Genomic DNA, 18,823 nt, shown 5'->3' on the forward strand with positions numbered 1-18,823 from the left:
TTAAAGTGTACGAGCAACTTCGACGGTTTCGAAAACCTCGATTTTATCGCCTACTTTGACATCCGTGTAGTTTTTCACACCGATACCACATTCCATGCCTTTGCTAACTTCGTTAACCGCATCTTTAAAGCGACGTAGAGACTCAAGTTCACCTTCATAAATCACAACATCATCACGCAATACGCGGATTTGTTTACTACGGTAAACCGTACCTTCGATCACCATACAACCGGCAATCAAACCAAACTTAGGCGAACGGAAGATATCACGTACTTCAGCAGTACCTTTGATGTCTTCACGAAGATCAGGAGACAACATACCAGACAAGGCAGATTTCACATCGTCGATGATATTGTAGATCACACTGTAGTAACGTAAATCGATACTTTCACGTTCAATAAACTGCTTAGCGGAACTATCAGCACGCACGTTGAAACCAAAAATAACCGCATCAGAAGCAAGCGCTAAGGTTGCATCCGTTTCAGTGATACCACCGACCCCACTGGAAACCACGTTCACTTTCACTTCGTCAGTGTTTAAGTCTGTCAACGATTTAATCAAAGCCTCAAGAGAACCACGAACATCCGCTTTAAGCACCACGTTCAAAGTACGCACTTCGTCTTTGCCCATCTCAGAGAACAAGTTCTCTAATTTAGCCGAATGCTGACGAGCGAAACGAATTTCACGGTATTTGCCTTGACGGAAGTTTGCTACTTCACGCGCTTTGCGTTCATCCGCCACGACAATGAATTCTTCACCCGCTTCTGGCGTGCCATCTAGCCCTAAAATCTCAACAGGAATGGACGGACCCGCAGACTCAATTGCCGTACCACGCTCATCAAGCAATGCGCGAACACGCCCCATTTGCAGACCTGCAAGAACGATATCCCCTTTACGCAAGGTACCATTTTGCACAAGCAAGGTTGCCACTGAACCACGACCACGATCCAAACGGGCTTCAACCACCACACCTTTCGCTGGCGCGCTTGGTACCGCTGTTAACTCAAGCACTTCTGCTTGCAAGAGAACCGCTTCAAGAAGTTCTTCAATACCTTCGCCTGATTTTGCCGAAACGCCAACAAATTGAACATCGCCGCCCCACTCTTCAGGCACCACTTCTTGAGCAACTAACTCGTTCTTAACACGATCAATGTCCGCATTTTCTTTGTCCACTTTCGTGATAGCAACTACGATAGGCACTTCAGCAGCACGAGCATGTTGAATGGCTTCAATAGTTTGTGGCATAACGCCATCGTCCGCAGCACACACTAGAATCACAATATCCGTTGCTTGTGCTCCACGAGCACGCATAGAAGTAAACGCTGCGTGTCCGGGTGTGTCTAAGAAGCTGACCATGCCATGCGGTGTTTCAACATGGTATGCCCCAATGTGCTGTGTAATACCACCGGATTCACCAGCTGCGACTCGGGTCGTACGGATATAATCAAGCAAAGACGTTTTACCGTGGTCAACGTGACCCATGACGGTAACAACAGGAGCACGTTTAATGGCTTCACCGTCGTAATCGATCGCGTCAATCATGTCATTTTCAACAGCGTTTTCGTCGATATACTTAACGGTGTGACCCATTTCTTCAACAACAAGTGTTGCTGTATCACGATCAATCGTTTGGTTAATGGTCGCCATGGCGCCCATTTTGAACAAAACCTTGATCACTTCGGCGGCTTTGATTGACATTTTTTCCGCCAATTCAGCAACCGTAATACTTTCTGGCAACGCCACTTCATGAATGATCGGTGCAGTTGGCTTTTGGAAACCATGCTCTTGCTTTTGTACCGGTTTCTTACCTTTACGACCTAACTTACCACGACGACTGAACTCTTCGTCACCGTTAATGTTCACTCGAGAACGTTTGTTCTCAGGGTGACGGCCGCGAGGTTTTTCGCTATCTTGACGATTGGCACTTTTTTTACTTTTTGGCGCAGCATTTGGTTTTTTACTGTCCATTGCTGCCGCTTGAGACGTTTTTTTCGCCGTCTTAGGCTGTTTTGGTGCTTCCACGGGTTCTGCCGCTCCTATACCGGAGACATTCTGCTCCGTATCATTTTGCTCACTTTTTGCAACCGCTTCTCTCTCAGCAGCTTCTTTTGCTGCTGCTTCAGCGGCTTCCTTGCGAGCCTTTTCTTCGGCTTCAGCCTGAGCTTTTGCCGCCTTTTCTGCTTCAAGTTGACGCTCAGCCTCGATGCGAGCTTGCTCTTCTGCCGCCAGGCGTGCTTGTTCCTCTGCCTGACGTTGAAGAAACTCCTGTTGTTTCTGAAGTTCTTCGTCAGTATCAGTACGCTTCACATAAGTGCGTTTTTTCTTTACAGCTACATTGACTACTTTACCACCATCACTACGTGACAAGGTACTGGTTTTCTTACGCTGTAAGGTAATACGCTCTGAACCACTTCCTGCCTCGCCATGCTGACGCTTAAGAAAGTTTAACAATGTTTGCTTTTCAACGTCAGAGACTTCTTGGTTTTCACTCTTATGAGGAAGACCGGCGTCTTTCATCTGAGCCAGTAGCTTCTCGACTGGCGTATTCACCAATTCGGATAGTATCTTTACGGTTTGAACTGTCATTAAGTTCCCCCTTCATGTACTCAGATTTTATTCAGATTCAGCAAACCAAGGTGCGCGAGCAGTCAGAATCAGTTTACCTGCACGCTCTTCTGTCATTCCTTCTATATCAAGCAATTCATCGACGGATTGCTCGGCAAGATCTTCCATCGTCGTGACACCTTTAGAAGCCAACACCAACGCCAAATGATTATCCATACCTTCCATTTCTAACAAGTCAGAAGCTGGCTTGGCACCATCTAATTGCTCTTCCGCTTGAAGCGCTTGGTTTAACAAGGCCTCTTTGGCGCGAGAACGTAGTTCGTTTACTAAATCTTCATCAAATCCGTCGATGTCTAACATTTCTTCCATCGGGACATAAGCCACCTCTTCTAGCGACGTAAATCCCTCTTCGACCATTTGGATAGCCAAATCATCATCAATGTCGAGCCCATTCACAAACAAGTCGATCAATTTCTGTGATTCTTCTTGTTGTTTTGCTTCGGCATCTTCACTGGTCATCACATTCAATGCCCAACCGGTTAATGCTGACGCAAGACGAACATTTTGACCATTACGACCAATAGCTTGCGCTAAATTGTCGCTTTTCACTGCAACATCCATAGAATGCGCATCTTCATCAATGACAATAGAGTCCACTTCGGCAGGCGCCATAGCATTGATAACTAATTGAGCAGGATTATCGTCCCAAAGAACAATATCCACACGCTCGCCATTCATTTCATTGGAAACCGCTTGTACACGAGCACCGCGCATACCAACACAAGCACCAATCGGATCAATACGACGGTCATTGGTTTTCACGGCAATTTTTGCTCGTAAACCTGGATCTCGAGAAGCCCCTCGAATATCAATCACTTCTTCAGCAATTTCAGGCACTTCCAAACGGAAAAGTTCAATCATGAAATCGGGAGAGTTACGAGATAAGATAAGTTGTGAACCACGATTATCTTCACGAATTTCCATTAATAAGGCACGAACACGATCATTCATACGAAACGTTTCACGTGCAATTAACTGATCTTTTGGTAATGTCGCTTCTGCGTTTTCACCCAAATCAATAATTAAACTATCACGTGTCACTTTTTTAACTTGACCATGAACCAACTTGCCCACTTTTTCACTATAGCGTGCAACCATTTTAGCACGCTCTGCTTCGCGCACTTTTTGCACAATGACTTGTTTTGCCGTTTGAGCAGCAATACGACCAAACTCTTCGGACTCCACCTCTTCTTCGTAGATATCACCTAAGGCAACATTCAAGTTTTGCTCTTCCACATCATCTACCGTTAACTCAGATGCTGGAGCAGAATAGTCTTGATCCTCTACGATATGCCACTGACGATACGTTTTGTAATCCCCAGTTCTTTGATCAATAGACACACGAATCAATGCATCGTCTTCAAAACGACGCTTGGCAGCACTTGCTAAAGCAATTTCAACGGCTTCGAAAATAACTTGTTTCGGAACATCTTTCTCGTTGGAAACGGCTTCTACTACCAAAAGAATTTCTTTGCTCATCCTTTTAGCCTCTCTATCAAGGTTAAATTAAAATTGTGGAACAACATTTGCCTTATCAATCAAATCGAAAGGCAGCAGGTATTCTTCCTGGTCAACACGGATAACGACGTCATCGTCTTCGATAGCCACTAATAGCCCTTTAAACTTACGACGACCATCAAATGGCACCCGTAAACGCAAAGCAATCACAGCACCGACATAAGCTTGGTATTGAGTCAATTCAAACAAGGGACGATCCAAACCAGGTGACGAGACCTCAAGGTTATATTCACCAGTGATAGGATCTTCAACGTCTAGAATAGAGCTAACTTGTCGGCTGACTTGAGCACAGTCTTCGACATCGATGCCTTTTTCCAGTTCAGTATCAATAAAAATACGTAACACAGAGTCTTTACCCTGTGATAAATATTCCATTCCCCAAAATTGGAATCCTAAACCTTCCACGACAGGTCGAATCAGTTCTTCTAAAATCGTATATTTAGCTGACAAACGCTTTCTCCGAAACGATAATTTGCAAAACGCAGAAACAAAAAACGGGCTCAAGGCCCATTTCTATTTACAAACAGTAACAGTGCAGATAACAAAAAACCCCATATAGGGGTCCTTATTGCTCTACTTGATCATCCGTTGTGATGAAGAGAGCAACCATTCAAAGAATGGTGATTATTACAACTCAATACTGAGTAAATATTGGTTGCGGAGGCCGGATTCGAACCAACGACCTTCGGGTTATGAGCCCGACGAGCTACCAGACTGCTCCACTCCGCGACAAAGTAACGACATTATACAGGAAACATAACATCAACTCAATATTGGTGCCGATGGCCGGACTCGAACCGGCACAGCCGTAGGCTACCACCCCCTCAAGATGGCGTGTCTACCAATTTCACCACATCGGCTAAACTTATCTACAAATATGCGCTAGTTTGTAGAAGGGATATCAGATTTACTTTCTGGTGCTTTCTTCTTACTTTCACCGAGTTTCGGCATATCAACAGAATCACTCACATGAGATGCCGCTGGTACTAAATCTGCCGCACCAGATATATTTTTTGCCTGTTGACTAGCGAGGTATGCCAAACTAAAACTTGTCACAAAGAAGATCAGTGCAAATAGTGCCGTCATTTTACCAAAAAAACTGCCACTACCTTGACCACCAAACACCGTCTGAGAAGCACCGCCACCGAAAGAGGCACCTGCATCCGCACCTTTACCTTGTTGCAATAATACCAACGTGATAATGACAACCGCCGCCAATATATGCAATACTAAAATCAGTGCTTCCATTAATTAACCTGCCGCTTTAACGATTGCTATAAATTCATCTGCATCAAGTGATGCACCACCAACCAATGCACCATCTACATCGGGCATTGCAAATAATTTCGCGCTCGTGGACGCTTTCACACTGCCGCCATATAGAATCTGCACTTTCTTGGCAACAGTTTCAGAAGACTTAGCTAAAAATGCTCTAATGGCCTGATGCACTTCTTGTGCTTGCTCAGCACTAGCAGATAAACCAGTACCAATAGCCCAAACAGGTTCATAAGCAATAACTATTTTAGCAAAAGCTTCTACACCCACTAGATCCAACACTGCTTGTAATTGTTGCTCACAAACAGACAATGTTTGACCTGCCTCGCGCTGTTCTAGCGTCTCTCCAATGCACAACATAGGAGTCAACTCAGCATCCAATAACACCTTCACCTTAGATGCGACAAAATCATCTGACTCGGCATACAGTGAACGTCTTTCAGAATGCCCCACCAACACATACTTAACAGAAAAATCTTTCAGCATGGACACTGAAACTTCGCCGGTAAAAGCCCCTTTCTCTTGATCACTCACATTTTGAGCAGCCAACACAATATTACTATCAGCTATTGATTGAGAAACCAAAGACAAATAAGGGAATGAAGGTGCGATTACTACTTCAGAATCAGACTGATCAGCCTTAAGCAAGCCATCAACAAGAGCATTAATCGACCCCAAAGAGCCATTCATTTTCCAGTTACCAGCTACGATCTTTTGACGAGTCATATCTAACCCCTAAATTCGAGGCGCCCATTTTATGGAATGGGCGCCATTGTTTCAAGTATTTATTTCACCAATTGAAGGAAAAAACCAACAATTCGTCTCTATTTTGGAATAGCCGCCTGAACTTCTGCCGAAAGATACTCAATTAACTCGTCTACTGTCTCGTCATCACGACCTTCCACCATAACGCGAATTAAAGGTTCCGTTCCGGACGCACGCAGCAGAACACGTCCAAGCCCATTTAAACGTTCATTCGCCGTTGCTATGGCTTTCTGCAAGGCTGGTATTTCTGTTGGCACAAAACGCTCTTCAACACGGATATTTCGCAATTTTTGAGGAAATTTAACAAAGCCTTTAAGTAGCTCATCGAGCGTCTTATTTTCTTCGATCATTGCTTGCAAAACCTGAAGCGCAGCAATAATACCATCTCCAGTGGTCGTAATAGAACGACATACTATATGACCGGAGGGTTCCCCCCCTAAAGACCAACCATGCTGAACCAATCTCTCATTGACATAACGATCCCCTACCGCAGCTCGGCTAAAACCAATACCACTTTCAGAAAACGCCAACTCCAGACCAAAGTTACTCATCAAGGTACCGACTACACCACCACTGAATCGCCCTGTTTTCATTAAGTGATGAGCAATGACATACAGCACATCATCGCCATCACGAACGACACCATGACGATCCACCAGAATCAAACGGTCACCATCACCATCCAGAGCAATACCAATATCAGCCTGCTCTTCCAATACGGTTTTTTGTAGCAATTCAGGCTTCGTCGCACCACTAGTCTCATTAATATTCAAACCGTCAGGCTCGATGCCAATCGCTACCACATCTGCGCCAAGCTCAGAAAACACTCGTGGTGCAACATGGTAAGTCGCCCCATCGGCACAATCGACAACGATTTTTAGCCCGGTTAACTGCAACCCAATTGGAAAGGTCCCTTTACAGTATTCTATATATCGACCTGCCGCATCATCGATACGCTTGGCGCGGCCTATTAGGTTCGACTCCACCACTTCCATGGGGCGATCTAGGTAATATTCTATGCGCTCCTCAATTTCGTCCGAGACTTTCCCACCTTCAGCCGAAAAGAATTTAATACCATTATCGGTATAAGGATTGTGAGAAGCGCTAATCACAATCCCAGCACTGGCACGAAAAGTACGTGTAAGATAAGCAATAGCAGGGGTTGGCATCGGCCCCACAAGACGGACATCAGCCCCCGCCGCCACAATCCCAGCTTCCAGCGCCGACTCAAACATATAACCGGAAATCCTTGTATCCTTACCAATCAGAATTTTTTTGTCTTTTTCTTTAAAAACCTGACCTGCCGCCCAACCAAGCTTCAACATAAACTCAGGCGTGATCGGCGATTTTCCTACTCGACCACGAATACCATCCGTACCGAAATATTTACGCATTACCCTTCCTTTTCAATTCTGTACATTAATTCCAGCATATCGACATGGGGCTTAACATCATGCACCCTAAAAATACGAGCCCCTTTAGCAAAAGCCGATGCATTAGCCCCCATCGTAGCAAAAAGACGCTCACCAACAGGAACATTTAATATGTCACCGATCATGGTTTTACGGGATACACCGATCAATACAGGAAAGCCCAATCGCCTAAACCCAGCTGTCTGATTCAGTAAAGTCAAATTATGCTCTAATGATTTACCAAACCCAATTCCAGGGTCCAGCATCAACTTCTCACGACCAATACCTGCCCTTTCACACGCTGCTACTCTTGCCAGCAAATAAGCCTCAACTTCGCCGACCACAGAGTCGTATTGCACACTTTGCTGCATTGTTTCAGGGTTGCCTTTCATGTGCATTAAACAAACTGGCACCCCAGACTCTGCGGCCGCTTGCATCGCCCCCGGACGCTCTAACGCACGAACATCATTAATCAACCCCATACCGAGACGCGTTGCACCGGAAATCACCTCTGGTGAACTGGTATCGACCGATATAATGACATCAAAACGCTGCTGTATAGCCTCAACAACAGGCAAAACACGATCCATTTCCTCTTGTATAGAAACAACCGCCGCTCCGGGACGAGTTGATTCCCCCCCAACATCAATAAAGCTGGCACCTTCGAGAACCATTTTTTCAGCTTGTTTAAGGGCACGATCTAGAGAGGTATAGGATCCGCCATCCGAAAAGGAATCGGGAGTGACATTGAGAATCCCCATAACATGAGGAAGAGACAGGTCGAGAGACCTGCCTCCAAAGTTCATAACAGACATTAATTATCCGAGATCAAAGCAGGCAAGTTAAGACTCGCCTGATGTTTTAGGGGCCGTTTCACTTGCTTGATTTGGAGTCGTACCAAAATCATCACGTTTTTCTTCTTCCTCGGAAGAAGACTTTGCCTCAGGGTCCGCATCAGCAACGGCTTCTTTTGTTTCACCTTTGCCATTTGATGAGTCACCATGCGTATCAGACCAACCTTCTGGCGGAGAGGGTTTTTTACCATCCATGATTTCTTTGATCTGCTTAGCATCGATGGTCTCATATTGCATCAAGGCTTCCGCCATCACATCCAGCTTACTGCGATTTTCAGTTAAAATCTGAGTTGCCTTCTCGTAACAGCGATTAATGATATCCTGTACTTCTGCATCAATGATTTTACCTGTCTCAGGCGAGAAATAGTTTGCCTTACTGCCCGTCGGACCAGAGATATAGCTCCCGCTATTATCATCTTCCTCATAAGCAAAAGGCCCCAATTTCTCTGACAAGCCCCACTTTGTTACCATGTTACGAGCAATGCTCGTCGCACGTTCAATATCGTTAGACGCACCAGTCGAAACCCCATCAAAGCCGTGGATCATTTCTTCTGCAATCCTGCCACCGTACAAACTACATACTTGGCTCTCAAGACCTCGCTTGCTGACACTGTATTTATCTTCTTCAGGCAAATACATCGTCACCCCAAGCGCTCGTCCACGAGGAATAATCGAGACTTTATAGACTGGATCATGTTCAGGCATCAAATAGCCAATGATCGTATGACCCGCCTCATGATAAGCAGTATTGAGCTTATCTTCTTCTTTCATCACCATGGTTTTACGCTCAGCGCCCATGAGAATTTTATCTTTCGCTAATTCCAACTGCTCCATGTTAACCAAGCGACGGTTTGAGCGTGCGGCAAATAAAGCCGCTTCGTTAACAAGGTTTGCCAAGTCCGCACCTGAAAAACCTGGTGTACCACGAGCGATGTTTTTTGGTTCTACATCGTCGTCACAAGGTACTTTACGCAAATGCACCTTAAGAATCTGCTCACGGCCACGAATATCAGGTAAGCCCACTTGCACTTGTCGGTCAAAACGACCAGGACGAAGCAAAGCAGGGTCTAATACATCTGGACGGTTTGTCGCCGCAATCACGATAATGCCTTCGTTACCTTCAAAACCATCCATCTCAACCAATAGCTGGTTCAAAGTTTGCTCACGTTCATCATTACCGCCACCCATGCCAGAGCCACGGTTACGACCAACAGCATCGATCTCATCGATAAAGATAATACAAGGTGCATGTTTTTTCGCCTGTTCGAACATATCACGAACACGAGAAGCCCCCACACCGACGAACATTTCGACGAAGTCAGAACCTGAAATGGTGAAGAAAGGTACTTTTGCTTCACCTGCAATGGCTTTAGCCAGCAAAGTTTTACCCGTTCCTGGTGGCCCACACATCAAAATACCACGCGGAATTTTACCACCTAAGCGCTGAAATTTGCTTGGCTCACGCAAAAAGTCAACCAACTCTTCTGTGTCTTCTTTCGCTTCATCACAACCTGCTACATCGGCAAAGGTTGTTTTGATTTGATCTTCCGGCAGAAGGCGTGCTTTAGACTTGCCAAAAGACATCGGGCCGCCCTTGCCACCGCCACCTCCTTGCATTTGTCGCATGAAGAACATAAAAATGGCCAAAATAAGCAGTATCGGGAAACTCGCAACTAAGAGTTGCGTCCAAATACTTTGTCTTTCTGGCATTTTACCTTCCACAACCACTTTATTACTTAATAGGTCGTCCATCATTTTTGGATCTTGAGCGGCAGGTCGCACGGTTTCAAACGATTCACCGTTGCTGCGTGTACCATTAATGGTATAACCACTAATCACCACTTTCGCTATTTGCCCATCATTTACTTCCTTAACAAACTCAGAATACGAAATCCTGTTTGTATCGGATGAGGAGTCAAAGTTGTTAAAGACAGTTAGTAGCACAGCGGCTATCACCAACCACAACAAAATATTTTTTAGCATATCGTTCAAGAGCACACCTCTTAACGGTTAGAGTGAGTATTCTAAGTATAACACTAGAACACCATTATTAACCTTTGTATTGTCTTCCTAATAAATAAACTTCGCGGCTACGAGCGCGCGAGGCATCCGGTTTTCGTGTTACAACTGTTGCAAACTGCGCTCGCATTGCTTTTAGGTAGTCATCGAACCCTTCACCCTGGAACACCTTCACAAGAAAATTTCCTCCAGGGCGCAACACCTGAGCCGCCATATCCAAAGCAAGCTCTACAAGATACATTGCCTGAGGCTGATCCACAGCGTTATTACCACTCATATTGGGGGCCATATCTGAAATTACAAGATCTGCTTTTTTATTGCCAATCGCCTCCAGAATCGCTTCATAGACTTCTTGTTCCGTAAAGTCTCCTTGTACAAAGTCCACACCAGGTAACGGTGCCATTTCCAAAATATCCGATGCAACGATGGTTCCTTGGTCACCAATTAGTTTGGCGGCAACTTGAGACCAGCCTCCTGGAGCAGCCCCTAAATCTACCACCCTCATTGCTGGACGAAAAAGCTTGTCTTTGTCATTCAGTTCAATGAGTTTATAACTGGCTCTGGAACGATAACCATCCTGATGTGATTTTTTGACATACGCATCATCAAAATGTTCCTTCATCCAACGGTCACTACTTTTTGATCTTGCCACTGTTTCATCATACCTAAATCAGTCAATATTCCGCTATAATATCGCTTAACCTCTAAAGCCTCCAATAAAGAGGGTTAACTAAGATGAGAAATTTTTATTATGAGTCTGTCAAACGCACAAAAAAAGCAATATCGCCTAATTGGCCATTCCCTTAATCCTGTTGTCATGATAGCAGGTAACGGTTTAACAGAACCGGTATTAACAGAAATTGACCGCGCCTTGGAAGATCACGAGCTAATCAAAGTCCGCATTAGCATAGTTGATCGAGAAGCGAGAAACGCTGTCATTGCTGAAATCGCGAAAATCATGAAAGCAGAAGTCGTTCAAACAATCGGCAAAGTAGCACTCTTCTACCGGGCCGCACTAGAAACCAACGTTAAGCTTTCTAACTTACACCGTTAAAATACTGTCAAGGGATAGTCTGTTTTGGTTAAAAAACAAACTATCCCTAAACTCTTCAATAAAAAAGCCGATATCCTCCTATAACTGGACCTTATTAAGATAGGTGTTTATCAATGCTATTTATTGACGCGTTAAGCCGCTCTGGAACACTGCCCAACAAAACAAACGTCATCAACAAAGAGAAGTTACGTTATAACCGCTCTTCTAAGGACTCTGTCGACTTAAGCAGTGCCGCCAACGAAGTGAAAGAAATTCATCTCGATAGCCGCCAAAAATTTCCCCTAAGCGCTTCTTCAAGCATTTTTGCCAACCTGATTGAACACATAATCAATCACATTTTCGACACACACCTGACCGTTTTATCCCCCGAAGAGCTCAATCTTGATAATAAAGATTGGCAATTGTATTTGCAGGTCCCCCCCAGTATCGCCATAAAAGAAAATACCAACAGCAGCTATCAAGAGCCTGCCATACAAAAACGTCCGCAAACAAAGCAGCTAACGTTCCGTATACCTGTTAAACCCCATTATGGCAACCCTGTCGAGATGACGGTATTACTGTCTGCACATAGAGGATCGCCAGACGTACCAACCCTTTTTTCGTCTCTACCCAAAGAAAACACGCTAGCCATATTAAAGACCCCCTATTTACCCGAGTTTCTTGCTCAACAAATAACGCACTATCATGTTTTCCTCGACCAAGATGGTGAAGAAGATCAATTAGCCCCCCTCTATCCATATAACGTAGCAGCCAATGATCACTTGAAAAGCATCCCAGAAGAAGTTGCTAAAAATTTGCTGGGGCTAAGACTATGGCGTGCTAAGGGAAACATCCTTCAACCCGCCCTGCTAGCAGATGCTAAGATCGGCCTACTGTTCGTTGGGCACTATCAGCCGATCATCGGCAAGGTGGGCAATCAAGAAGAGCAACGACTTAAGGAGAAAAACCTATCCATAAAAGCCTAGCCCTTCAATACAGAGCAAGTCCGATAATAAAAACAACCTTTTCACCGATTATCGTCCAAAAGACTTATTGATCGTTATTTTTCCAAAAGCCATATCGACCATTAAATCGAACTAGACACTTTTCAGCGAGAAGCCCACCACCGAGTTATGCGCTCCTGAACCCCCACCACAAAGACAAAAAACACCGGTACAAAAAAGATAGCCAATACGGTCGCACTGATAATGCCTCCGAGCACTCCCGTCCCAATAGCGCGCTGAGTTTCAGCACTGGCGCCTGAAGCCACAACAAGAGGCACAACCCCCAAACCAAAAGCCAATGATGTCATCAGAATAGGACGCAATCTAATACGGGCAGCAGTGGCAGCAGATTCGATCAAACTTTTTTCTTGTTCATGCAATTGCTTAGCAAACTCCACGATTAAGATTGCGTTTTTAGCGGAAAGACCAATGACGGTGATCATACCCACCTTAAAAAACACATCATTTGGCATATCACGAAGCAGAACGGCAACAACAGCCCCTAATAAACCAAGAGGCACAACCAAGATAACAGAAAATGGAATCGACCAGCTTTCATATAAAGCAGCCAATACCAGAAATACTACGAGCATTGATAAAACCATCAATAACGGTGCCTGGGAAGAGGACTGACGTTCTTGAAGTGACTGACCACTCCAGGCAACAGCAAAGCCTGCTGGCAATTGATCCACTAAATGCTCCATCTCTTGCATTGCGGCACCACTAGAAAAACCAGCTGCAGCTGTTCCTGAAATACGTACCGCAGGAAAACCTTGATAACGCGTCAACTGCAAAGGGGTTTCTGACCAAACGGGTGTCACTACTTCAGATAAAGGCACCATACCACCATTAACGTTACGCACATATAACTTAAGCACATCCTCGATTTGCATTCTTGCCGACACATCCGCTTGAAGAATCACCTGCTGCATACGTCCGGCATTAGGAAAATCCCCCACATACGTTGACCCTATCGCCGAGGAAAGTGTTTCACTAATGCGATTAAAAGGAACTCCCATTGCTTCAGCTTTCAGACGGTCAATATTCAACCGAACACTAGCTCCGGCGGGTAAACCATCAGGATAAACCCCTGTCACAATGCGACTTTTCGCCGCTAAGGCTAGTAGCTTATCCTGCGCAGCTTTCAATACCTCATACCCTCGATTAGAACGGTCCTGTAGACGCATTGAGAAGCCCGAACTGGTGTCCAACTCATCAATTGTTGGTGGCATTGAGCTCATGACAGTTCCCTCTGCAATATTCGCCATGGCCTGCTGCGCTAAGGAGACCTCTTCCTGTAAAGTCGTCCCACTTCGTTGCTTCCAGTCTTTTAACACAGTAAACGCCATGGCAGCGTTCGCACCTGAACCGGAAAAACCAAACCCCATGATAGATAGATTAGATGCCACATCAGGACGCGAGGCGATATACTTTTCAAACACTTTCACCACATCCAATGTTCGCTCCGTGGTCGCATTTGCTGGCAATTGAATCGTCGTCATAAAATAACCTTGATCTTCTTCTGGTAAAAATGACGTCGGCAACATTCGCAACGTTACAAGCAATATGCCAGTAATAATGACAAAAAGTATCATCATTCGCCCTGTTCGAGTTACCAACTTAATGACTCTAGAAACATACCCTTTCGTCATACCATCGAACTTTCGATTGAACCAACCGAAAAACCCTACTTTCTCAAGTGGCTGCTGGAGCTGCGGTTTCAACAAGGAGGCACACAAGGCTGGTGTCAACGTCAAAGCCAAAAAAGCAGAGAACAAAATAGACACTGCCATCGATAGAGTAAACTGCTGATAGATGACACCAACCGACCCACTGGCAAAGGCCATTGGGATAAACACCGCAGCCAACACTAAAGTAATACTAATGACAGCACTGGTTATCTCCCGCATCGCTTGAATGGTCGCTTCCTTGGGACTGAGACCTTCTTCGTGCATAATCCGCTCGACGTTCTCCACCACCACAATAGCGTCGTCGACAATAATACCGATGGCTAACACCATTCCGAACATGGTCAATACGTTGATCGAAAAACCTGTCAGCAGCATAATGACCAAGGTTCCCAACAAAGCGATCGGCGCCACAATTGCAGGAATTAAGGTACTGCGGATGCTCTGCAAAAACAAAAACATCACCAAGAATACCAACACCATCGCTTCAACCAGGGTATGGATGACTTTTTCAATAGACACTTTAACAAACGGTGCCGTATTAAAGGGAATGGAATAGCTCATACCCGCTGGCATGGTATGCCCCAACTCTTGCATACGAGCCATTACTTTATTAGCTGTGCTGACAGCATTCGCCCCTGGCGCTAATTGAATGGCTGCAGACGTAGCCACTTTGCCATTTTCACGATTACTAAAGCCATAAGATTGGGCGCCAAGTTCCACCCTAGCAACATCACTTAACAAGATTTTTGATCCATCAGTGCGAGCTCTCACGACAATATTGGCAAACGCTTCTGGCGAACTTAATTGCCCCTGAACAGTTAACGGCACAGTTACTCGCTGTCCACTGCTAGTAGGGGAGGCCCCAATACTACCAGGCGCAATTTGTACATTCTGCTGAACAATCGCTGTCGTTAGATCCGTCATAGTCAAACCAAAAGACGTTAACTTACTTGGATCCACCCAGATTCGCATGGCCTGCTCAGAGCCAAACAATTGCACATTACCCACACCATCTATACGACGAAACTCTTCCAACAGATTGCGTGCCATATAGTCGCTTAGCTCAGTCTCTGTAAAACGCCCATCATCAGACTTAAGACCTACGATCATAAGGAAGCTAGATGTGGCAGACTCGACACTCAAACCATTTTGACGAACAGCTTGTGGCAAACGCGCTTCAACAGCTTTAATCTTGTTTTGCACATCAACCTGGGCCAAGCTTGGGTTAGTGCCGGGTTTAAATGTCACTGTAATAGAAGCAGAACCTGAACCATCTGCCGAAGACTCGAAGTACAACACATTTTTCACACCAGACAGTTCACGCTCAATCAAACTCAGCACAGCATCGTTCATTGTTTGTGGACTTGCCCCCGGATAGTTCGCAGTAATACTAACCGATGGCGGAGCAATCGACGGATAACGGGCGATCGGCAATTGTGGAATAGCCAACACACCACCTAAAATAATAAATAAGGCAATAACCCAAGCAAACACAGGTCGATGAATAAAAAACTGAGCCATAAAGTGAATTCCCTATAAATTTAGTGGTCGAGATCAGAGACGGACTGATTTAACACCCATTGCTGTTCACGAACCGTTATGCCTTCAGTAAGCCGATCCATCCCTTCAACGACAATTTTCTGCCCAGCTCTCACTCCTGACTTCAAGCGATAATACCGATCAACCAACTCCCCAAGTTCGACTTTGATTAGATGAGCTTGTTGATTTTCGTCGATAACCCATACTCGAAATTGTCCTTCAAAGTGAACTATCGCCTGTTGGGGCAACATTAAAGCTTGATCGTAGTGACCCAGCTCCACTTTAGCTTGTACAAACATGCCTGGTAGAAGCCGCTTATTAGGGTTGCTTACCAGCACCCGCAACAACACATCACCCGTCCCTGAATCAACGCTGATACCGGAAAACATGATATGGCCCTTTCCGTAAGGCTCAGCGTCAGGCTGTAAAACAGATACTGTTAGACCAGTTTCTGTCCCTTGACTCTCCAAGGCTTTCTGCAATAACCCAAGAGAAGACGCAGGCCTGCGTAAATCTAAATAAACATGATCAATCTGTTGAATTCGTGCCATTGGACTGGCATCTGTACTGCTAACCAAAGCCCCTTCCGACACCAATGTCTGATCAATACGCCCCGAAATAGGCGCTTCCACTGTGGCAAACGTGAGGTCAAGCTTGCGGCGCGCCAGTGTTGCTCGCGCTTGTTCGACATCCGCCAATGCTTGATCTCGTTTGAACACTTCATCGTCGTATTGTTGACGGCTAATGGAGTTGGATTTGAGCAATGAGCTCAACCGCACCACTTGCGCTTGGGTATAAGCCAAAGCCACTTCCGCTCGCTTGAGAATCGCTGCGGCCATATTGACCTCAGCTAAAAACGGCGCTGGATTGATTTGATATAACGGCTGACCCGCTTTCACTTGGCTGCCTTGTTCAAAAAGCTTCTTTTGTACAATGCCCGTGATCTGAGCCCGAATTTCAGCAATACGAACCGGCGCTACTCGACCGGGCAAGGTCTCGGTCACCGTTAATGGTTGAGGCACCAAGGAGATTATTGATACTAAAGGGACTGGTAATACAACTCGTTGATCTGATTGAGATTGATCACATGCACAAAGAATGAGAGCACACAAGACAATCACGCCATAACGAGTACGTCTAAAGCAAAACTTCATCGAAAATCCTTTACCTTCTCGGGCGTAAACATGGAATAATCTAAATTTTACTTTTACTGAATGGAGCTATGGCCGAGAATGTGTGTAGGTTTGATGGAGATAGATACTTTTTCATGGGTAATGTGATGACAGATTCAGCAATCTTGACCGCCCCCAAAGTAACCATATTGATTGCCGAAGACGATCTTGAGATTACAGAAATTCTGACGGCCTATTTAGAAAAGTCTGGCATGCATACCTTGCATGCCGCCAATGGCCTTCAAGCTCTCGAACTTCACTCGACACATCAGCCCAATATCGTGCTACTGGATGTACAAATGCCAAAGCTGGACGGCTGGCGCGTTCTGACTGAAATTCGCCATCGAGGTGATACCCCCGTCATCATGCTCACTGCCATGGATCAGGACATGGACAAACTCATGGGACTGCGTATCGGCGCTGACGATTATGTTGTTAAACCCTTCAACCCAGCTGAAGTCGTGGCACGAACACAAGCGGTATTACGCCGAACCATGGCAACAAGTGAGCCTCAAACACAAAATGCATTGCAGCTAGGAGCACTTCAGATTGACATAGAAAACCACGCTGTCTTGGTCGATCAGGGAACAGGTTCCCTAGAAATCACATTAACACTGACCGAATTTAAGCTGTTAGCTCTCATGGCTCGCGCCCCAAAACGCGCTTACAGTCGAGCCGAACTATTGGAAAACTGTTTGCCCGAAGGCGATACACTCGAACGCACGGTGGACAGTCATATCAGCAAACTACGAAAAAAGCTGGAACAGGCTGGAGTACACGACATCCTTGTTGGTGTAAGAGGTATTGGCTACCGTTTTTGGGATCGAAAATGAGAATCGTCGGACTAAGTGGCAAAATAATTGCCTCAATGATCGCCATTACCTTGCTGGCGATCTTACTCGTCTTTTTCACTTCCTATCTTTTTTATTATCTAATGGATACCTTTTGGCCCAATTACGTCTTTGAAGACAGCTTTCTGCCAGAAGGCCCTGAGCTCATCTGGGTAGCTGTTACCATTATCATAACTCTGTCAATCGCTATCGCTGTTGCCGTTCACTTGGCCCGTCAAATATTATCTCCTCTCGAATCCGTCACCAAAGGTATTCGCCAACTTGCTGCCGGGGATTTATCCGCCAGAGCCACGCCATTTAGTAATACGAAAAACGAAACCAATCAGCTAGTCCGTGATTTTAATTTGCTTGCTGAAAAACTAGAGCAAATGACCGATGAACAAAAATTCTGGAACGCTGCCATTGCCCATGAATTACGGACTCCCATCACTATTTTATATGGCCGCTTACAAGGACTTTTAGATGGCGTCTTTACGCCAGATAACCACCAATTTCGCAGCTTACTTATGCAAGTTGATGGTTTAAAAAACCTAGTTGAAGATTTACGTGTCGTTAGTCTAGAAGAAAGCGGGCATCTCAATCTAAGAACACAGAACGTTAACCTCAGTACTGAAATCACCGCGGTGGTTGAGTTCATGAAAGACGCCCTAGCTAAGGCACAGCAGCAGGTAAAACTCGACTTGACTGTCACTAACGCTTTCTGTGACCCGATTAGAATTCGTCAAGCGCTCATTGCTTTACTTACCAACGCTATCAAACATGCCATACCGGGCACCATTAGCATTCAAACATATATCCAACAGGACACCATTATCCTAAGTATCGAAGATGAAGGTCCCGGCATTCCAGATACGCTGGTACCCTATGTATTTACCGCCTTTAAACGCTCACAGGAAAGCGAAACAACAGGCAGCGGTTTAGGGTTAGCTGTAGTTGCTGCAATAGCAAGAGCACATGGTGGCGACGCCAGCTGTCATGCAACCGAACAAAGTGGCACTCGTTTTGAAATGCGTTGGCCATACAAAAGCATAATTTAGAGAATAAAAAACCTCTTGTACTCAGTAG

15 protein-coding genes and 2 tRNA genes are annotated in these 18,823 nt (G+C 45.3%); 4 read left to right on the forward strand and 13 right to left on the reverse strand.

The features are described from left to right. The 11 genes from infB to rlmE form a co-directional block, all read right to left on the reverse strand. Positions 1-2,586: a translation initiation factor IF-2 gene (infB, locus tag AC0VYI_RS20475; RefSeq protein WP_199473765.1), complete on the reverse strand. Its 2,586-nt coding sequence runs from the start codon at positions 2,584-2,586 to the stop codon at positions 1-3. Between the two features lie 27 nt (positions 2,587-2,613). Further along, positions 2,614-4,104, reverse strand: a complete 1,491-nt coding sequence (gene nusA / locus AC0VYI_RS20480; protein ID WP_199473763.1) for a transcription termination factor NusA — start codon at positions 4,102-4,104, stop codon at positions 2,614-2,616. A 27-nt stretch (positions 4,105-4,131) separates the two neighbouring features. Beyond that, complete coding sequence (rimP, locus tag AC0VYI_RS20485; RefSeq protein ID WP_199473761.1) at positions 4,132-4,593, reverse strand: ribosome maturation factor RimP; 462 nt, start codon at positions 4,591-4,593, stop codon at positions 4,132-4,134. A 202-nt stretch (positions 4,594-4,795) separates the two neighbouring features. Then, a tRNA-Met gene (locus AC0VYI_RS20490) sits at positions 4,796-4,872 on the reverse strand. A gap of 45 nt (positions 4,873-4,917) precedes the next feature. After that, a tRNA-Leu gene (locus AC0VYI_RS20495) sits at positions 4,918-5,003 on the reverse strand. 22 nt (positions 5,004-5,025) lie between these two features. After that, complete coding sequence (gene secG, locus AC0VYI_RS20500; protein ID WP_475445214.1) at positions 5,026-5,391, reverse strand: preprotein translocase subunit SecG; 366 nt, start codon at positions 5,389-5,391, stop codon at positions 5,026-5,028. Between the two features lie 3 nt (positions 5,392-5,394). Next, positions 5,395-6,144, reverse strand: a complete 750-nt coding sequence (gene tpiA / locus AC0VYI_RS20505) for a triose-phosphate isomerase (RefSeq protein WP_475445216.1) — start codon at positions 6,142-6,144, stop codon at positions 5,395-5,397. Positions 6,145-6,242: 98 nt separating this feature from the next. Continuing rightward, complete coding sequence (gene glmM / locus AC0VYI_RS20510) at positions 6,243-7,577, reverse strand: phosphoglucosamine mutase (protein WP_475445217.1); 1,335 nt, start codon at positions 7,575-7,577, stop codon at positions 6,243-6,245. Further along, positions 7,577-8,410 carry a dihydropteroate synthase gene (gene folP, locus AC0VYI_RS20515; RefSeq protein WP_475445219.1) on the reverse strand — a complete coding sequence of 278 codons (834 nt, stop codon included), beginning with the start codon at positions 8,408-8,410 and terminating at the stop codon, positions 7,577-7,579. Before folP ends, glmM begins: the two co-directional genes overlap by 1 nt. Before the next feature lie 27 nt (positions 8,411-8,437). Then, a complete protein-coding gene (ftsH, locus tag AC0VYI_RS20520) occupies positions 8,438-10,441 on the reverse strand; it encodes an ATP-dependent zinc metalloprotease FtsH (protein WP_199473751.1) in 2,004 nt (667 codons plus the stop codon). A 58-nt stretch (positions 10,442-10,499) separates the two neighbouring features. Beyond that, positions 10,500-11,120 carry a 23S rRNA (uridine(2552)-2'-O)-methyltransferase RlmE gene (gene rlmE / locus AC0VYI_RS20525; protein WP_083200830.1) on the reverse strand — a complete coding sequence of 207 codons (621 nt, stop codon included), beginning with the start codon at positions 11,118-11,120 and terminating at the stop codon, positions 10,500-10,502. A 99-nt stretch (positions 11,121-11,219) separates the two neighbouring features. Here rlmE and yhbY point away from each other — a divergent pair, with 99 nt between their 5' ends. Both yhbY and AC0VYI_RS20535 read left to right on the forward strand, forming a co-directional pair. Then, a complete protein-coding gene (gene yhbY, locus AC0VYI_RS20530) occupies positions 11,220-11,522 on the forward strand; it encodes a ribosome assembly RNA-binding protein YhbY (RefSeq protein WP_199473742.1) in 303 nt (100 codons plus the stop codon). Positions 11,523-11,635: 113 nt separating this feature from the next. Then, complete coding sequence (locus AC0VYI_RS20535; protein WP_199473735.1) at positions 11,636-12,487, forward strand: hypothetical protein; 852 nt, start codon at positions 11,636-11,638, stop codon at positions 12,485-12,487. A gap of 122 nt (positions 12,488-12,609) precedes the next feature. On the opposite strand, the gene AC0VYI_RS20540 is transcribed toward AC0VYI_RS20535, so the two are convergent. Both AC0VYI_RS20540 and AC0VYI_RS20545 read right to left on the reverse strand, forming a co-directional pair. After that, positions 12,610-15,717, reverse strand: a complete 3,108-nt coding sequence (locus tag AC0VYI_RS20540; protein WP_475445223.1) for a multidrug efflux RND transporter permease subunit — start codon at positions 15,715-15,717, stop codon at positions 12,610-12,612. 20 nt (positions 15,718-15,737) lie between these two features. Then, positions 15,738-16,889 (reverse strand): efflux RND transporter periplasmic adaptor subunit, encoded by a 1,152-nt coding sequence (locus AC0VYI_RS20545; RefSeq protein WP_475445225.1) that lies wholly within the window; start codon positions 16,887-16,889, stop codon positions 15,738-15,740. Positions 16,890-17,014: 125 nt separating this feature from the next. Between AC0VYI_RS20545 and AC0VYI_RS20550 the strand changes: the two genes are divergently transcribed. After that, positions 17,015-17,740: a response regulator gene (locus AC0VYI_RS20550; RefSeq protein ID WP_475445227.1), complete on the forward strand. Its 726-nt coding sequence runs from the start codon at positions 17,015-17,017 to the stop codon at positions 17,738-17,740. Continuing rightward, a complete protein-coding gene (locus AC0VYI_RS20555) occupies positions 17,737-18,795 on the forward strand; it encodes an ATP-binding protein (protein ID WP_475445229.1) in 1,059 nt (352 codons plus the stop codon). Before AC0VYI_RS20550 ends, AC0VYI_RS20555 begins: the two co-directional genes overlap by 4 nt. Positions 18,796-18,823 lie beyond the last annotated feature (28 nt).

It is taken from the genome of Marinomonas sp. 63XJN7_9_ISO-PGPR-S23-217 (assembly GCF_056173515.1).